The sequence below is a fragment of the Corynebacterium sp. LaCa_70 genome (assembly GCF_058182015.1).
Genome location: NZ_CP190914.1, coordinates 2,091,537 through 2,108,828 on the forward strand (window position 1 = coordinate 2,091,537; position 17,292 = coordinate 2,108,828).

Genomic DNA, 17,292 nt, shown 5'->3' on the forward strand with positions numbered 1-17,292 from the left:
CTGTAAAGGATGCCACTGCATGTCTTTGACACCGCTTGATTCCATGCGCGCCCCCGCCATCATTTTTGCTGGTCAAGCCTCGGAATGGGAAAAGCAGCTGCATAACGCCGCTGCCAGCCACCACGCCGTCGGCCGCCTGGACAATTACCTGACCCAGGCCCGCAGCCTGGTCAGCCCTTACGCCCGCACCATTGCTTCCACTGTCCCTGGAGCCATGGAGCGCCTGGAAGCGCTCGTGCACGCAGGTTCCCAAGACACCGGCTCCAGCACCGCCAAAACGGCCGCGAACACAGCCAGCACCGCGAACACCGCCAATGACGTTTTCCCAGCCGTCAGCATCCCGGGCATCGTGCTCAGCCAGCTGGCCGCCATTGATCAGTTGCGCGACCTAGGCCTCAAGCTCGACGCCGACTCCCCTGCCTTCGGACACTCCCAGGGCAGCCTCGGTATCGCCGCCATCAAACACCCAGTCCACGCGCTGGCCCTGGCCATCCTGATGGGCACAGCAGCAAGCGTCGCCCACGGCTCCACTGATTCCCGCTCGCACATGCTGCTCATCCGCGACCTGCCGCGCGAATTCGTCGACACGTGCCTCAGCAACACCGGCTCGGCCGCCATCTCGGTGGTCAACGGCACCCGCGCTTTCGTTGTCTCGGGCACCCCGGACGAGCTCGCAGCGGTCGAAAACAACGTCACAGAACGCGCCAGCGCCTACAACGACGCCCTGGAGGCCCGCGAATTCGGCGGCTCAGAACTTACTCCGAACTTCACCTACCTACCGGTCGCGCTGCCTTTCCACCACGACAGCCTCACCGAAGCCGCAGACCTCACCATCGAGTGGGCTAAGGCCTGCCAACTGGACCTCGGCGACACCGATATCGCCACCGTCGTCCGCGAGATCCTGGTCCGCCCATTCGACTGGACCGCGCAGACCGCCCAGATGGTCGACCAACACATCAGCCACGCATTGGTTCTTGACGACGGCCTGGCCAAACTCACCACCCCGCTGGTTGCGGGCACCGGCCTGAGTGTGGTCCCGGCCTGGACGCCGTCGCAACGCGATAACCTCGCTACCCCCGGCGCGCAATTGCCTACTGCGCGCGACTGGTCCGAGTTCGCCCCGCGCCTGGTCACATTGCCGGATGGCAAGACGTACACGCAAACGAAGTTCTCTGCACTGACCGGTTTGTCCCCGATCATGCTCGGCGGCATGACGCCAACCACCGTCGACCCAACCATCGTGGCCGCTGCTGCCAATGCCGGTTTCTGGACGGAGATGGCCGGCGGCGGAATGTATTCCGAAGAGCTGTTTACGGAACTGAAGAATTCGCTGATCCGCCAGCTGCAGCCTGGACGCACCGTCGCCTTTAACACCATGTTCTTCGATCGCTTCATGTGGAACTTGCAGTTTGGCCAGACGCGCATCGTCCCGAAGGCCCGCGCGAACGGCGCACCGATTACTGGTGTCACCATTTCGGCTGGTGTACCGGAAGCCGACGAAGCCACCGAACTGCTCGCGCAGCTGCGCGCCGACGGTTTCCCATATATTTCCTTCAAACCGGGCACCACCAAGCAGATCCGCGACATCCTGGCCATTGCAGACGCCAACCCGGAGCACCAGTTGATTCTGCAGATCGAGGACGGCCACGCCGGCGGCCACCACTCGTGGCTGGATCTGGATGAGATGCTCATCGACACCTACGCCGCTGCCCGCGAGCACGATAACGTCACCATCACCGTCGGCGGTGGCATTTACTCGGCAGAACGTGCCGCGGAATATCTGACCGGTACATGGTCACAGAAATATTCGCTGCCCCGTATGCCGGTCGACGGCGTGTTCGTCGGCACCGTCGCCATGGCCACCAAAGAAGCCACCACTTCCCCGCAGGTCAAACAGCTGCTCGTCGACACCCCAGGTATCAGCCCGGAGACCAACGGCGGTTGGGTCGGCCGCGGCCGCGCTAACGGTGGTGTGGCCTCTGGTCAGTCGCACCTGCTGGCGGATCTGCACGAAATCGATAACTCTTTCGCCGCTGCGGCCCGGCTGATCACCTCGCTGGATCCAGCTGACTACCAGGACCACCGCGAAGAGATCATCGCCGCATTGGCCAAGACCTCCAAGCCGTATTTCGGTGACGTGGAAACCATGACCTACCAGCAGTGGCTAGAGCGTTTCGTCGACCTGGCCTTCCCATTCATGGATCCGACCTGGCAGGATCGCTGGTTCGACCTGCTGCACCGCATCGAGGCGCGCCTGCACCCGTCGGATCACGGCGAAATCGACACCCTGTTCCCAGACCTGGATTCCGTCGCCGATGCCCCAGCCAACCTGCGCACCTTGCTCGAGGCCTTCCCGCAGGCTGCCACCACTACCGTCGCAGCGCGCGATGCCGCCTGGTTTGTTTCGCTGAACCATAAGCACAACAAGCCGATGCCGTGGACCACGGCCATTGATGGTGACCTGAAAAAGTGGTTCTCCAAAGACACCCTGTGGCAGGCGCAGGAAGATCGTTACGACGCCGATGCCGTACGCATCATCCCGGGCCCGGTCTCGGTAGCAGGCATTACCAAGGTCGACGAGCCCGTCGCCGAGTTGCTGGCCCGGTTCGAAACCGGCACCACCAAGGCCTTGCAGCAAGCTGGCGTGGAAGCAACCAAGCAGTACTCGCGCCTGGGCAACGCCACCACCGCAGAGGAATTTTTGCGCCAAGCCCCAAGCTTGGAATGGCACGGGCACACCATCGCCAACCCAGCCGTGGAGCTGCCAACAGAAGCCTTCGACATCATCAACGACGGCACCGAGGCTGCCCCGCAGTACTCCATTCGCATCAACACCGACTCCTACTGGGATGACCTGCCAGAAGAGCAGCGCCCGTTCTATGTAAAGTCCGTGTCCATCCCTGTCGATCTTTCCGACGCCGTCGCCACCGGTGCCAGCCCGGTCGTGGACCATGATCGTCTGCCGCAGGCCGTCTTTGAACTGCTGGCAGGCCTGGCTGGTGTGGGTTCGACCTCCGAATCTGGCGATGAGATCACCGCCCTGCCCACCATCGTGGAAGGTTCAGTCAGCGAGCAGTACCCATTCGGCTATGCCGAGGATTCCTTCACCTTGCCTACCACCCTGTTGCAGGCACACACTGCAGTCACCGGCGCTGGTTTGGGCGGCAAGCTCACCACCGCCCCGGGCACCCCGGACGTGTTGGTGGGCCCAGCCTGGCCTGCGATCTATACCGCACTGGGCTCTGGCCGCATCGGCGAAGAGCACGGCGAGCCTGCTGGTACCGACTACCCAGTCATCGAAGGCCTTCTCAATGCCGTGCACCTGAATCACGTCATTGACCTGCGGGTGCCGCTCCACGAGCTCGCCCGCGGCAACAAGGGCGAAAGCACTGCGCGCCGCATCGACGTCAAGTCCTGGTGCTCTGCGATCGACGAGTCCAACGCCGGACGCATCGTCACCGTGGAGTTGGAATTGCGCGATCACGAATCCGGCGAGTTGGTGGCCACCCAGATGCAGCGCTTCGCCATCCGCGGCCGTGCCACTGGCGCCAGCGTCCCGGCACCTGCCCCGGAATGGGGCGGTGCTGCCCTAGCCGCTGAAGTCGAGCCAACCCCACGGTCATTCGTCGACCGCGCAACCGTCACGGCACCGCAGGATATGACCCCATTCGCGCTGGTCTCGGGCGACTACAACCCGATCCACACCTCCACCAACGCGGCTCGCCTGGTTAATCTTGACGACGCCCTAGTGCACGGCATGTGGCTCTCAGCCACCGCCCAGCACTTGGCTAATACCCACGGCACGGTCACCAGCTGGACGTATTCGATGTTCGGCATGGTGCAACTCGGCGACAAGGTGGAAATCACCGCAGAACGCGTCGGCCGCGCCGGAATCCACAGTGCTTTAGAAGTCACCTGCCGTATCGATGGCGAAGTCGTCTCCGTCGGCCAGGCGCTGTTGGCGCAACCGGCCACCGCCTACGTCTACCCAGGCCAGGGTGTACAGGCAGAAGGCATGGGCCGCGGCGATCGCAACGCCTCCCCTGCTGCACGTGAGGCCTGGCGTCGCGCGGATCACCACACCCGCACCCAGCATGGTTTTTCCATCCGCCAGATCATCGACGACAACCCGACGGAGCTCAAGGTGCGCGGCACCACGTTCCGTCACCCACAGGGCGTGCTGCACCTGACGCAGTTCACCCAGGTCGCGCTGGCTGTCGTCGCCTATGGTCAGACTGAGCGTTTGCGCGAGAACAATGCGCTGGCTACTGGTGCCATGTACGCCGGCCACTCGTTGGGTGAATACACCGCGCTGGCCTCGCTGGCGAATATCTTCGATTTGGAAGCTGTCATCGACATCGTCTATTCGCGTGGTTCCGCGATGGGCACGTTGGTCGAGCGCGACGAGCACGGCAATTCCAATTACGGCATGGGTGCGCTGCGCCCGAATATGATCGGTGTCAGCGCCGATGAGGTGCAGGATTATGTGGCCCAGGTGGCGCAGGAAACCGGCGAGTTCTTGGAGATCGTCAACTACAACATCTCCGGCCAGCAGTATTCCATTGCTGGCACCAAGGCTGGCCTGGCGGAATTGGCCAAGCGCGCCACAGCCATTGCCCCGCGTGCCTTCGTGACTGTCCCGGGCATCGATGTGCCATTCCACTCCCGCGTGCTGCGCGATGGTGTACCGGCCTTTGCCGAGAAGCTCGACGAGTTGCTTCCGGAGACGTTGGATCTGGATGCCCTGGTCGGACGCTATGTACCGAACCTGGTGGCGCGCCCGTTTGCGCTCACCCAGGATTTCGTGGACGCCACCGCGGCTCTGGCCCCGTCTGACCGCCTGGACGGTATCGACGCCGCCACGATGGAGCCGCAGAAGCTCGCCCGCCTGTTGCTGATCGAGTTGTTGTCCTGGCAGTTTGCTTCGCCGGTGCGCTGGATCGAAACCCAGGAATTGCTGTTTGGTCGCGTCGACCAGATCATCGAGGTTGGCTTGGCTTCGTCGCCGACGTTGACCAACCTGGCGCAGCGTTCCATGGCCGTGGCTGGGGTGAGTTTGCCGGTGTACAACGTCGAGCGGGACCAAGATATAGTCATGCTTGCCGACGTCACCGAGGCGCCAACCGAAGAGCCAGCCGACGACGAAGCGGCGGGTGCTGGCGCTGCTGACGGTGCCGGTGCTTCCAACTCTGCTGCTGCCGACCAAGCCAGCCAGACCCCGGAGGTCGGCGCCGAGGCTGCACGTCCGACGGAAAATCCGGCACCGCTGGCAGAGGCCGGCTCCCAGGCTGATGCTGGTTCTGGTTCTAGCGCTGGTTCTGGCTCAGCCGCGAACGACGCGACCGCAGCAGCCCCTGCCGCCCCTGCCGGTGGCGACGCCCCGGCCGGCGAGCTCAGCTTCACCGCCGCCGAGGCCATCATGACGCTGTTCGCGTTTTCCAACAAGATCCGCCTGGATCAGATCAACGATTCCGATACCGTCGAAGAGCTCACCAACGGTGTGTCCTCGCGGCGTAACCAGCTGCTCATGGACATGTCCGCTGAGCTGGGTGTTCCTGCCATCGATGGCGCCGCCGAGGCCGATGTCGCCACCTTGCGTGGCCGCGTCGCCACCGCCGCCCCGGGCTACAGTCCGTTTGGTTCGGTGCTCAGCGAGGCCATCGGTGCCCGCCTGCGCCAGCTCACCGGTGCCGCCGGTGCCAAGCCAGCCGCCGTCGGCGAGCGCGTAACCGGCACCTGGTCGCTGCCGCAATCCTGGATCGCCCACGTCGAAGCAGAGATCCTGCTGGGATCGCGCGAAGAAGATTCGGTCCGCGGCGGTTCACTGTCGACGATCCCGACCACCGCAAGCTCCAAGGCAGAGGTCAACGAGCTGGTCGACGCCGCCGTGCAGCAGGTGGCCGCCCGCCATGGTGTGGCTGTTTCGCAAGCAACCGGTGGCGCCAGCGCCGGTGGTGGCTCCGTCGTGGATTCCGCGGCGCTCAACGAATTCGCAGAGCAGGTCACCGGCGAAAACGGCGTGTTGGCTACGGCTGCGCGGACCGTGCTGGCGCAGTTGGGATTGTCCGAGCCTGCGCCAGAGACCCCGGAGACCGACAACACGTTGTTCGAAACCGTGGAGGCGGAACTGGGCGCGGGCTGGGTGAAAACCGTCACCCCGGTCTTTGATGCTCGTAAGGCTGTGCTTTTCGACGACCGCTGGGCCAGCGCCCGCGAAGATCTCGCCCGCTACGCGCTGGGGCAAGCAGATATTGCTCTGGAGCGTTTCCGCGGCACCGGCACGACCGTCGCCAAGCAGGCACGCTGGTGGGCGGCCAATGGTGGACAGGGCGAGCTGGAAAAGATCGCCACGCTGGCAGAATCCGAGCTGCAAGGCGCCTACTCCGAGGATATTGCCTTGGTTACTGGTGCTGCTCCGGGCTCGATTGCCACTGCTTTAATCGCGCGCCTGTTGGAAGGCGGTGCGACCGTCGTGATGACTGCTTCGCGCGTGAGCCAAGCGCGTAAGGAATTTGCCCGCAAGCTGTATGCCGATCACGCCGTCCCGGGTGCTGCGTTGTGGCTGGTACCGGCGAACCTATCGTCGTACCGTGATGTCGATGCGGTCATCAACTGGATCGGCACCGAGCAGGTGGAATCCGTCGGCAACGAGGTGAAGCTGCTCAAGCCAGCTTTGATCCCAACCCTGGCCTTCCCATTCGCCGCCCCACCGGTGACGGGATCGCTGGCCGACGCCGGCCCGCAGGCAGAAAACCAGACGCGTTTGCTGTTGTGGTCCGTCGAGCGCACCATCGCGGGATTGGCCGGTTTGGCGCAAGCTGGCGTCGACAAGCGCTGCCATGTGGTGCTTCCGGGTTCGCCAAACCGTGGTGTATTCGGTGGCGACGGCGCTTATGGCGAGGTCAAGGCCGCGCTGGATGCGATTATGAACAAGTGGAAGGTTGAGGCTGGCTGGTCCGACGGTGTCACCCTGGCGCAGGTTCTGATCGGCTGGGTAGCCGGTACTCACCTGATGGCCGGAAACGACGGACTGGTTCCGGCGGTGGAAGCTGCGGGTATCCGCGTGTGGAACCCAGAGGAGATTTCCCACGAGCTGATGGGCCTGGCTTCCGCGGAATCTCGCGCGCAGGCCGCACAGAAGCCACTGCACCTGGACCTGACCGGCGGTTTGGGTGACACGTTGAACATGGCCGAGCTGACTGCGCAAGCGGCGGCGAATGCAGAAGCGGCCGCAGCGGCCGCGGCAGAAGCAGCAGCCAATGCCCCGACTGCCCCGGCGACCATTACTGCCCTGCCCAATATTGCAGTGCCAGCCCAGCCGGAGCGCGTGGACACCGGGGAGATCACCACGGACCTGGATGACATGATCGTCATCGCGGGCGTCGGCGAGGTCTCGTCCTGGGGTTCGGGCCGCACCCGTTTCGAGGCGGAATACGGTATCCAGCGCGATGGCTCGGTAGAGCTGACCGCCGCCGGTGTTCTGGAATTGGCCTGGATGACGGGCCTGGTCAACTGGGCCGAAGACCCAACCCCGGGCTGGTACGACGCCAACGGTGCAGAGGTCGCCGAAGAGGACATCTATGCCCGCTTCCGCGATGAGGTCGTCGCCCGCGCTGGCGTGCGCACCTTGTCGGATAAGTATCACCTGCAGGATCAGGGCTCGATCGACTTGGCGACGGTCTTCTTGGACCGCGATATCACCTTCACTGTGCCGACCGAGGCCCAGGCCCGCGATATCGAAGCTGCTGACCCAGCCTTCACCCGCGTGGCCGAGGCCGACGGCGAGTGGCAGGTCACCCGCCTGCAGGGCGCTACCGCGAAGGTACCGCGCAAGGCGACGCTGACGCGCACGGTGGCGGGCCAGATGCCGGATAACTTCGACCCGACGCGTTGGGGCATCCCGGATCACATGGTCGACGCGCTGGACCGCATGGCTGTATGGAACCTGGTCACCGCCGTCGACGCGTTCATCGGCGCCGGTTTCAGCCCAGCGGAACTGCTGCAATCGATCCACCCGGGTGATATTGCTTCGACGCAGGGCACCGGTATCGGTGGTATGGAATCGCTGCACAAGGTCTTCGTGTCCCGCTTCTTGGATGAAGAGCGCCCGTCGGACATCCTGCAGGAAGCTCTGCCGAACGTGATCGCTGCGCACACCATGCAATCGCTGGTGGGCGGCTACGGTTCCATGATCCACCCGATCGGTGCGTGTGCGACCTCGGCGGTCTCCATCGAGGAAGGCTGCGACAAGATCAAGCTGGGCAAAGCCGATGTGGTGGTTGCCGGTGGTATCGATGACGTGCAGGTGGAATCGCTGGCTGGCTTCGGTGATATGAATGCCACCGCGGAGACGAAGAAGATGACCGACCAGGGCATCGACGAGCGTTTCATTTCCCGGGCCAATGACCGGCGTCGCGGTGGCTTCCTGGAGGCCGAAGGTGGCGGAACCGTGCTGCTGGTGCGGGGTTCGCTGGCGCGGGAGCTGGGCTTGCCGGTGTATGCGGTGGTTGCGCATGCGGCATCGTATGCCGATGGTGCTCATACCTCGATTCCGGCTCCGGGCTTGGGTGCTTTGGGGGCTGGCCGGGGCCGCGAGAACTCGCGCCTGGCGAAGTCCCTGCGTGGGCTGGGCTTGCACCCGAACGACGTGACGGTGGTGTCCAAGCACGATACGTCCACCAACGCCAACGACCCGAACGAGTCCGAGCTGCACTCCATGCTGTGGCCAGCCATTGGCCGCGATGCTGATGCACCGCTGTTTGTGATTTCGCAGAAGTCGCTGACCGGCCACTCCAAGGCTGGGGCCGCGCTGTTCCAGACCGGCGGGCTCATCGATGTCTTCCGCACCGGCCGAGTACCGCATAACGCGGCGCTGGATTGCGTGGATCCGCTGATCGAGCCGAAGGCAAAGAACCTGGTGTGGCTGCGCGAAGGCGTATCGCTTGCCGACGCCGGGCGCCCGGTGAAAGCGGCCGTGTTGACCTCGCTCGGTTTCGGTCACGTCGGTGCCGTGGTGGTCTATGGCCACCCAGGTGTCTTCGAAGCCGCGGTGGCTGCGCAGTTCGGCGAGGATGCTGCCGGTGCCTGGCGCGAGCGGGCGAATGCTCGTCTGGCTGCTGGTGCCGCGCACCGCGAGGCTGGCATGATTGGCCGCCGCGCGTTGTTCAGTGTGATTGAGGGCCGTCGCTTGCCGGAGCGGGGTGCGAAGGAAGCTGAGATCGCCCTGTTGCTGGACGAGGATGCTCGCCTGGGTGCTGACGGCACTTACCCGCTGCCGGGTTCGGCTGGCGCGGCGTCACTTCTATAACTTCCGTAACTTGTTATAGTCAGATAGTCGCATCAGCATTTCCGGAAAGGCACCAGACGTGAAAAAACTCGCCGCAATTTTCGGCTCGTTCACCATCATTGCGAGCTTGTTTTCTTCCCCGCTTGAGGCGCACGCTGATCCTGTTGGATCCAGCGATGCGGCTCAGTCCGGTGCCACCACACACTTGGCTTCGTCTGCAGCCACAGTGCCTGGTAGTTCGCTGATTCCGCGCTGGGACCAGTTCCAGTTGAGCTCGCAAGTCCTAGAGTTTTTCCACAATTCCTCGGACGAGGCCTACCGCGCGTTTTTTGCTTCGCTACCGAAGGAAGTCCAACAGCTTTCTTCCACGCCACAACCACGCAGCAAACCGACCCCACCAAACTTGCAGCCTGGTTACACCCCACCGGCACCAGTCGCCCCGAATGGTAATTGTTCGAACTGCGTGGCATTAACCTTTGACGACGGCCCGCAACCGCCGACCAACCGGATCCTGGATACGCTCGACGCGAAACACGCGAAAGCAACGTTTTTCGTGCAAACCCCGATGGTGCATGCTTTGCCGGATACGGCACGTCGCATCGTCAATTCGGGCCACACCATCGGCAATCATGGAACGACGCACGTGAATTTCGCGCTGAGCAGCCCGTTCCGTGTGAATGCGGAAATTTCTCAAAACACCAAGGCTGTGCAAGCAGTCACGGGTGCGACGCCACGTTGGCTACGTCCGCCGTACGGGGCGCACAATGACAACGTCGTGCAGGCAGCCCGTGCGCACGGGATGGGGGTTGCGCTGTGGGATGTCATCGTTTTCGATTGGCGTGATCGCAATGCCAACACAGTCTGTGAACGCTCCGTCAACCAGGCCAACGGTGGCGATGTCGTGCTTCTGCACGATATTCACAACACCACGGCGGATGCGACCACCTGCATTATCGATGGTCTGCGCGCTAAGGGCCTAGAACCAGTGACTCTGGACCGCCTGCACGGTGCCCCAGAACCTGGACGGGTCTACGGCACCCGCTAGGGCTACGCAACACGTTGGGCCACGGCACGGCTTAACGACTATAAGGCTCAACAACCTGCGCGCGGCCCCGTCGTTAAGCGGCGTTATTCAGCTGCTTCACAAACTGCTGTGGCCGGTACACCGTCACGCGGTAGGTTTTGCCGTCTTTCATCTCCAGCGCCAAGTTCGCCGCGCCCGCGTGCATAGACAATGCACCTCCGATGAAGTGCACGCCGAAGGTATTACGTTCCAATGGCAAAGGGTCCCGTGGGATGGCAGCTTCCTCGATATCTGCAAGATTGCAGGTTTTTACAGGGACCCACAAAACTTTGATTTTTAGAGTCTGCTGTTCCTGGTCCAACTGAGTATCGATGTGAAACAACACGACGATTGCCGTCACGATGACCAAGGGAAACGCCATCCAACTCATCATGAGCAAAAACCAGATGGTGATAGCTACTGTCACTGCGGTCCAAACCCAGCGAGCAGCATTGTATCCAAAAACTTGTGAATGTAGACGAGATTGTTGATTCGCCATAGGGGATTACACCTCCGGGGTTAAAGCATCATATAAACCTAGAGTACCCAGATACTCGCGAAAGCTTTTGGGATTCTACATTTCCCGTCGAACCCTTTTAAGATGTCTCCAGAACTCGTCGGCAAGCACGCCACGCCGCCGCGACATCGTCCCCACGACTAATCCTTCTGGAGCCACCCATGCCATCCTCGTTATCCCGGCGCGCCGCTGCCCTTGCTCTAACCGCGGCATTCAGCCTTCCTGCAGCCGCAGCTGTCTCATCCACCGTCACCACCCCGCAGGCCCACGCACAACTGGGTTCCAGCGATACCAGCTCCCGCATCGCCTACGACGGCTCATCGGAACCAATGGCTGAGTGGTCCAAAGACCCCGCCGTCCAAGGCCACGTTCTGGACGTCATCCAGTTCTTCCAGAATGACACTCCCTGGCACCAGCTGCCGATGTGGAACCTGTGGGGCGAGCAGACCCCGTACACCATCGACAAAGAACAGGATTTCGCACAACCACGCCTGATCAACCGCGAACCGGACGAGCGTTTCGACGTCGAGCGCCTCTATGTGGAATCACCGGCGATGCGCCGCGTCGTCCAGGTGCAGGTGCAATACCCCAAGGATCGCGAGACGGCAGCACCAATGCTGTATCTTCTCGACGGTGTGTCAGCCCCGCGCCAGTCCGGTTGGCTGCGCAAGGGCGATGTGCAGGGCACCATGGCAAACGAGCATGTCACCACGATCATGCCCGTCGAAGCCGGTGGCACCAATTACACCGATTGGAACGACACCGACCCGTATTTGGGCCGTGCAAAATGGGAAACTTTCCTGACGCAAGAACTGCCAGGCGTGCTGGAACAACAGACCGGCATCCCTTTTAACGGCGAGCGTTATATCGGCGGCCTGTCCATGGGTGGTTCCGCGGCGATCCGCTTGGCCAACCTGCACCCGGAGCTGTATTCCGGCACCTTCTCGGTTTCTGGGTGCTATTCGTCGACCAGCACCGCAGGACGTGCCTATTTCAACTTGGCCTCGCGCGTCATGGGCGGCAACCCGGACCTGATGTGGGGCCCGGGTACAACCCCGGAGCGCCTGCGTAACGACGTCGTCGCCGACCCCAAGGGCATTGCCAGCATGCCGCTGTATATCTATTCCGCCAATGGTCACGCCGCTGAGCGCGACATCGATCTGGCCCGCAGCGAAGGCATTACGACGTTCTTCGGCAACATCACACTGGAAAAACTCACCAACCAGTGCTCCACCGAACTGGAGCAGTCAATGCAGGAAAAGCGCATGATGCACGACCGGGTTGAGTTTGACTTCGCCCCGACCGGCATCCATGACTGGCCGTATTACAAGCAACAGCTGCCGGTTGCCTGGGCAAGCATCACCCAGGGCAAATACACCTACCCGACCCCGGGTGAGTAGTAACACCCCCGTCTCTAGAGGCGTGATCTGCGGTTATACTGGGCGAGCATGAAACTTTCGCGCACTTTTACTGCTCTGGCCGCCACGTCTGTGCTCACGCTGATCGCGTGTTCCAACGCGCAGGAGACCGCCGACGAGGTGGCCGGTAGCGCTACCGAGCAGGCCTCAAGCGCAGTGGAATCCGCTACCGACGCCGCAGGCAGCGCAGCCGACGAGGCGAAAGACGCTGCCCAGAACGCCGCTTCGAACGCCGACCAGAAGCACCCGGACATCCTGGACGCGGAGCTTTCCGGCTCCGATGGCGAATACCGCATCTCCGTGACGGTGTCCTCGCCCTATGATTCCCCGGAGCGCTACGCCGACGGCTGGCGCGTGCTCGACGAAGACGGCAACGTATTAGCCGAACATGAACTCGGCCACGACCACGCCAACGAGCAGCCTTTTACTCGCTCCCGCGGCCCCTTCGAGATCCCGGACAACGTCAACGAGGTCACCGTCGAAGGCCACGACCAAGAACACGGTTACGGAGGCGCAACCGTCACCATCGAGGTCCCGCGCTAGATCTCCAGCCCGATCCACAACGGTTCGGGCTCTAGTTGCACCCCAAATTTTTTCTCCACCCCGGCGCGCACATCCCGGGCCAGCGTGACGACGTCCGCAGCCCGCGCCGCACCACGGTTGGTCAGGGCGAGAGTGTGCTTCGTCGACAAGCGCGCCGGTGCGTCTTCGCCCGGGTATCCTTTGGCAAAACCAGCGCGGTCAATCAGCCAGGCCGCGGACAGTTTCACCATGGTTTCGGTATCGGCGGTATTTTCGGCGTCCGCCCCCGCATCACTAGTGGCTCCAGCATTGGCGGCCACTGGGAAGCGCGGCATGCCCGCGGCCTCGTCGGCGCCGTACTCGGCGGCAACCACCTGGGTGATCTCGTCGGCAAGGGCCTCCGGCACCACGGGGTTAGTGAAAAACGAACCCGCCGACCACGTATCGTGATCATCCGGATCATGCACCATGCCCTTGGAACGACGCAGGCCCAGCACCTCCTCGCGCACCGCCGCCGGCTCGCGGCGCTGCCCCGGCTCACCCGCCAACTGGCCAAAACGCAGCGGCGCCGACAAACCATCAGTGTGCAGCTGAAACTCCACAGCCAGCACCACTCCGCGCGAGGTGAACTTCAAATTCGAATAGCGATACGCCAAATCCAGCGCGCTGGCAGGCACCCATTCGACGGTGCCGGTCGCACGATCGAACAACTGCACGCGGGTCAGCACATCCGCGATCTCCGCACCATAAGCGCCGACGTTTTGTACCGGGGTGGCACCGGCAGAACCCGGAATGCCCGACAAACACTCCAACCCACCAAGCCCGGCATCGATGCTGGCAGCGACGACCTCATCCCAGACAGCACCCGCGCCCGCGCGCAATACACCGGTGCTGGCGTCGATCTCCAGGTGGTCATCGCCCATAATCACCGCGACCACATCCAGCGGCTCGTCGGTCACCAGCAAATTCGATCCGCCGCCCACAATCAGCAACTGCACCCCAGCGGCATCCAGGGCCCGCACCACCGCCGCGGCAGCCTCACCAGTCGCGGCACGCATGGCAGCGCGCGGGGCACCACCCAGGTGAAACGTCGTCAACTGTGAAAATTCCACGCCATCGACGCGTTCGATCACGCCGGCGTCGGCAAGCGTACGTAATTCCGGGGTATCCAAGGCCGTATTTGCTTGAGTCGTAAAATCATTCATCACTATCACAGGGTAGTCTGTAGGGCATGTCTACCCGTAGCGAAAACACAGTGACCATCAATCACTCCGCCGAAAAAGTACACCAGGCGTTGACCAACGAGAAGTACTGGGCTTATATCGCCGAAAACCTTTCGCCAGAACCGGGCGAGCTCAACGAGTTTTCCAATAACGAGGCCACCCTGTTCGAGCTGCTGCCTGTCACCATCCTGCCAGAGGCCGTCCGCGCGATGGTGTCGCAGTCGCTGAAGGTTAAGCGCACCGTCAAAGTTGGTGAGCTCAGCGGCGAAAACGCAGAACTTTCCTACACTGCCGACGTCAAAGGCACCCCGGTCGACTTCAAAGGCACCGTCAACCTGGCTGGCCAAGGCGAAACCACCACCTTGAGCTACACCAACGACGTCTCCGTCAACATCCCGATGATGGGCGCAGCCATCGAACCAAAGGTCGGCGAAGCACTAGAAGAGCTCTTCGACAACGAGGGCCAGTTGACCGAAAAGTGGATTAACGAAAACCTGTAGGCCTGGCACACTCACGCTAGACTGTGCCTATGCCATCTAGCTCTCAAGTGCCTGCTAACTCTCAAGCTCAATCATCCGCCGCAACCGCCTGGAAAGTCATCGTCGCCGTCTTGGTGGCGCTATTGGTTGTGGTGTTGTTGGCGGAATTTGGCGCGCGTTATTTCATTGGCCAACAGCTGCGCTCGAGTTTCCGCGAGGATATCGAAGCGCAGGGCATCGAAATGACCGAAGACCCCGAGGTTTCCTTCGGCTCCAGCCCGGTATTGTTTGGGTTGATCGGCGGTAAGCTCAGCGAAGTCAACATCGATACCCCGTCCACACTGCAGCAGGATCCCGAGGGCAACTACAAGGGCATGCCCGCCTCGCACGTGCACATGGAATCCATGGCCCTGAAATCCGGGGAGGCGGAGTTTTTACGCACCCGCTCGGAGCTTCCCGATGACTACCTCACCCACTCCATCCAGGAAGGCTTGCGCGAGCAGCTCGGCGGGGTCGGCTTTTTGGGTGACATCGTGGTCTCCGACATCACCACGGATCACGAAGCCGAGACCATCACCGTGCAATTCTTATCTGGGGCTGCAAACCTAACGCTGCGCCCGCTTGTCGACGCCAACGGCAACGTCGCTTTCGACGCCTCCGAGGCGAAGGTACTGGGCTTTTCGCTTCCGGAAGGCGCGGCCGATGGCATCGCGAATTCCTTGAACCAAAACCTGCGCGAGGCCACGGGTGGGCAGTTGGATATCACGGCGATTGAATTCAACGATCACGGCTTAGTCATCACACTCGAGGGCCACAACGTGAACCCTTCACACATGAGCAAGGAGCTCAACGCAGACCCGGGCTCGGGTGAAGCAGGTGCTGGTTCTGGCGCTGGTTCAGGTACTGGTGCTGGATCAGAAGCTGGCGGCACTTCCGGCAGCAACTCCGACGCGCCAGTCCGAAACACTTAGGAGCTGACAGCTCGTATCTCTTCCGGGTCCACCGGTACCACCGCCAAGATCGGCTTGGCGGTTTCTGCTTTTTCTAGAGTCTTTTTGTTTGCCACCAAATCCGCCGATTCAGCCACTAACCATTCCGCCAACGACGATTCCGACAGCGACGCTGCCGACAGCGATGCAGAGTGCCGGGAACCATTCTGTTCTGTGGTTGCTGCCTTGCCTGCCCCCGCGTCGAGGACTATGGGGATCCGGTCGGGCAAGTGTTTCGCGGCTTCCAGCAGTCCCGTGGCTAACGGCAATTTCGTGGCCGCTGGTGTTTCCGTGGCTGCAGGAGCAGAAGAATGTTCCGGGGGCACGACCACCAACTGGTCCACCTTTGCGAATTCACAGGTAGAGACTAATTCGTCGCGCCGCTGGGCACTAGCACGCGCACCGGAATGCGACTCGGCCCCGCTGGGTTGTAATCCGGCATAATCCGGAACCACGATTCCTAAGTCTGCTGGATACGGTACTGCCTCCCGCAAACTAATCATGTCACTGAGTGCGGCGTTGGCATCAGTGGTACTGGTATCAACGCACGCCCATACTCGGTGCGCGCCTTGGGAAATCGCGAGCCTCGACTCCGATGCTTTCACCAAGATATGATGCCGGCCAGTCGGAAACCCCACCGCCGCGATGATGGTCAGCACCGCGGATTCATCGATGTCCCCTGCTCCATCGCTGTCTCCCACCCCGTCGTTGGCAACCACACCAGAGTTAACCTCTGGGCCAGTGTGGTTTTCTCGGATATATTTTTCCAGCGCTTTCGCTGCCGTCGCCACGTGATTCGGGCTGACCACAATCGCGCCGATACCAGCAGCGATCGCGGCAGGCACCCCAGCGCGCACGTCGTGAAGACAAAAATGCGCGGGACGAAAGTCCCACGCCAGAAACCGGTGCAGCCAGTTATCTTCCATCAACTAATCCCAGCGATACTCGCCGTTAATGAGCGCCCTCAGCGATGGCCGGACATCGAACCAGTAAATACCGATAATCACCATGCCGACCCACGGCAAAATCGGGATGGGCATCGGCACAATAAACGCCGAACCAGCCAGCATCGCGACCCAGACCATTTTCGACTGCCGGGAGTCCGCATCAAAGGCGTCGTCACGCGTCATGGCCGCAGAAATCGCCCCCACCAGGCCAGCGATGGCCACCAATGAATACAGGCCCTGCTGCAGCCAGAACACGCCGTCAAACAGGTTCTGCTGCCACGGCTCCAGCATTGGGCCACTCGGCGGCAATTGTGCCAAGTGTTGGGTCTGCTCGGCGGCGAGGCTGGCTTGCGATAATACGTCAACAATCATGGGTTCTGGGTTTTCCTCGGGAATGATTTGTCGGATGAGCTCTGGCCGTTCACTTTCTGCCCATCAACGTCAATAACTTCGCCCTCAATGATACGTGGCCGCCCGTCGTTCGTCGTACCCGCGTGCTCACCGGTTGCACCTTTGCTGCCTTTGCGTGCGGCCTCACTGTTGCGGGTCTTGCCGACGGCATCGCTCAGACCAGAACTAAACTCTCGGCCCAGGTGCTTGCCACGTTTCCAGAGCTTCTCCCCGGTATCCTTTGCATCTTCGAAACTTTCGATGCCGCGGAAGTCACGCACGGTTTGCCGGGCGGCATTCTTGACAGTCTCCGCGGTGCCCCGGGCCCGGTAGTTCTCGGCAGCGTTTTCGGAAAATTCGCTGGCCACGGAACGGACCCGCGAACCTGTTTCTTTCAGAGACTCGACAATCTCACTCGTCGAAAATCGTTGACGTTTATCAGTCATCGCTATGCTCCC

The 17,292-nt window shown here is 62.0% G+C and carries 11 protein-coding genes; 6 read left to right on the forward strand and 5 right to left on the reverse strand.

Annotated elements, in window-relative coordinates; genetic code table 11:
* Nucleotides 1-19 precede the first annotated feature (19 nt).
* Nucleotides 20-9,307, forward strand: a complete 9,288-nt coding sequence (locus ACP8MI_RS09540) for a type I polyketide synthase (protein WP_049149263.1) — start codon at nt 20-22, stop codon at nt 9,305-9,307.
* 58 nt (nt 9,308-9,365) lie between these two features.
* The gene (locus ACP8MI_RS09545) at nt 9,366-10,331 is read left to right on the forward strand and encodes a polysaccharide deacetylase family protein (protein ID WP_284572474.1); all 966 of its coding nucleotides are present in this window, start codon (nt 9,366-9,368) and stop codon (nt 10,329-10,331) included.
* A gap of 73 nt (nt 10,332-10,404) precedes the next feature.
* On the opposite strand, the gene ACP8MI_RS09550 is transcribed toward ACP8MI_RS09545, so the two are convergent.
* On the reverse strand, nt 10,405-10,848 hold the full coding sequence (locus ACP8MI_RS09550) for a hypothetical protein (protein WP_147579127.1): 444 nt from the start codon (nt 10,846-10,848) through the stop codon (nt 10,405-10,407).
* 179 nt (nt 10,849-11,027) lie between these two features.
* Here ACP8MI_RS09550 and ACP8MI_RS09555 point away from each other — a divergent pair, with 179 nt between their 5' ends.
* Complete coding sequence (locus ACP8MI_RS09555) at nt 11,028-12,266, forward strand: alpha/beta hydrolase (protein WP_144736987.1); 1,239 nt, start codon at nt 11,028-11,030, stop codon at nt 12,264-12,266.
* 48 nt (nt 12,267-12,314) lie between these two features.
* Nucleotides 12,315-12,827, forward strand: coding sequence for a hypothetical protein (locus tag ACP8MI_RS09560; protein WP_049149256.1), 513 nt, complete (start codon nt 12,315-12,317; stop codon nt 12,825-12,827).
* Here ACP8MI_RS09560 and ACP8MI_RS09565 read toward each other — a convergent pair.
* The gene (locus tag ACP8MI_RS09565) at nt 12,824-14,011 is read right to left on the reverse strand and encodes a UDP-N-acetylmuramate dehydrogenase (protein ID WP_284572478.1); all 1,188 of its coding nucleotides are present in this window, start codon (nt 14,009-14,011) and stop codon (nt 12,824-12,826) included. The genes ACP8MI_RS09560 and ACP8MI_RS09565 overlap by 4 nt on opposite strands.
* Nucleotides 14,012-14,037: 26 nt before the next feature.
* Between ACP8MI_RS09565 and ACP8MI_RS09570 the strand changes: the two genes are divergently transcribed.
* Both ACP8MI_RS09570 and ACP8MI_RS09575 read left to right on the forward strand, forming a co-directional pair.
* Nucleotides 14,038-14,529 (forward strand): DUF2505 domain-containing protein, encoded by a 492-nt coding sequence (locus ACP8MI_RS09570; protein WP_049149254.1) that lies wholly within the window; start codon nt 14,038-14,040, stop codon nt 14,527-14,529.
* Between the two features lie 29 nt (nt 14,530-14,558).
* The gene (locus tag ACP8MI_RS09575; RefSeq protein ID WP_049167835.1) at nt 14,559-15,479 is read left to right on the forward strand and encodes an LmeA family phospholipid-binding protein; all 921 of its coding nucleotides are present in this window, start codon (nt 14,559-14,561) and stop codon (nt 15,477-15,479) included.
* Here the strand turns inward: ACP8MI_RS09575 and ACP8MI_RS09580 are convergent.
* The 3 genes from ACP8MI_RS09580 to ACP8MI_RS09590 are packed head-to-tail and all read right to left on the reverse strand — an operon-like array spanning nt 15,476 to nt 17,280.
* Nucleotides 15,476-16,423, reverse strand: a complete 948-nt coding sequence (locus ACP8MI_RS09580) for a hypothetical protein (protein WP_284585594.1) — start codon at nt 16,421-16,423, stop codon at nt 15,476-15,478. The two genes, ACP8MI_RS09575 and ACP8MI_RS09580, sit on opposite strands and share 4 nt — an antisense overlap.
* A gap of 3 nt (nt 16,424-16,426) precedes the next feature.
* A complete protein-coding gene (locus tag ACP8MI_RS09585) occupies nt 16,427-16,816 on the reverse strand; it encodes a DUF2516 family protein (RefSeq protein ID WP_018121143.1) in 390 nt (129 codons plus the stop codon).
* A complete protein-coding gene (locus tag ACP8MI_RS09590; protein WP_049149249.1) occupies nt 16,813-17,280 on the reverse strand; it encodes a hypothetical protein in 468 nt (155 codons plus the stop codon). Before ACP8MI_RS09590 ends, ACP8MI_RS09585 begins: the two co-directional genes overlap by 4 nt.
* Between the last annotated feature and the right edge of the window lie 12 nt (nt 17,281-17,292).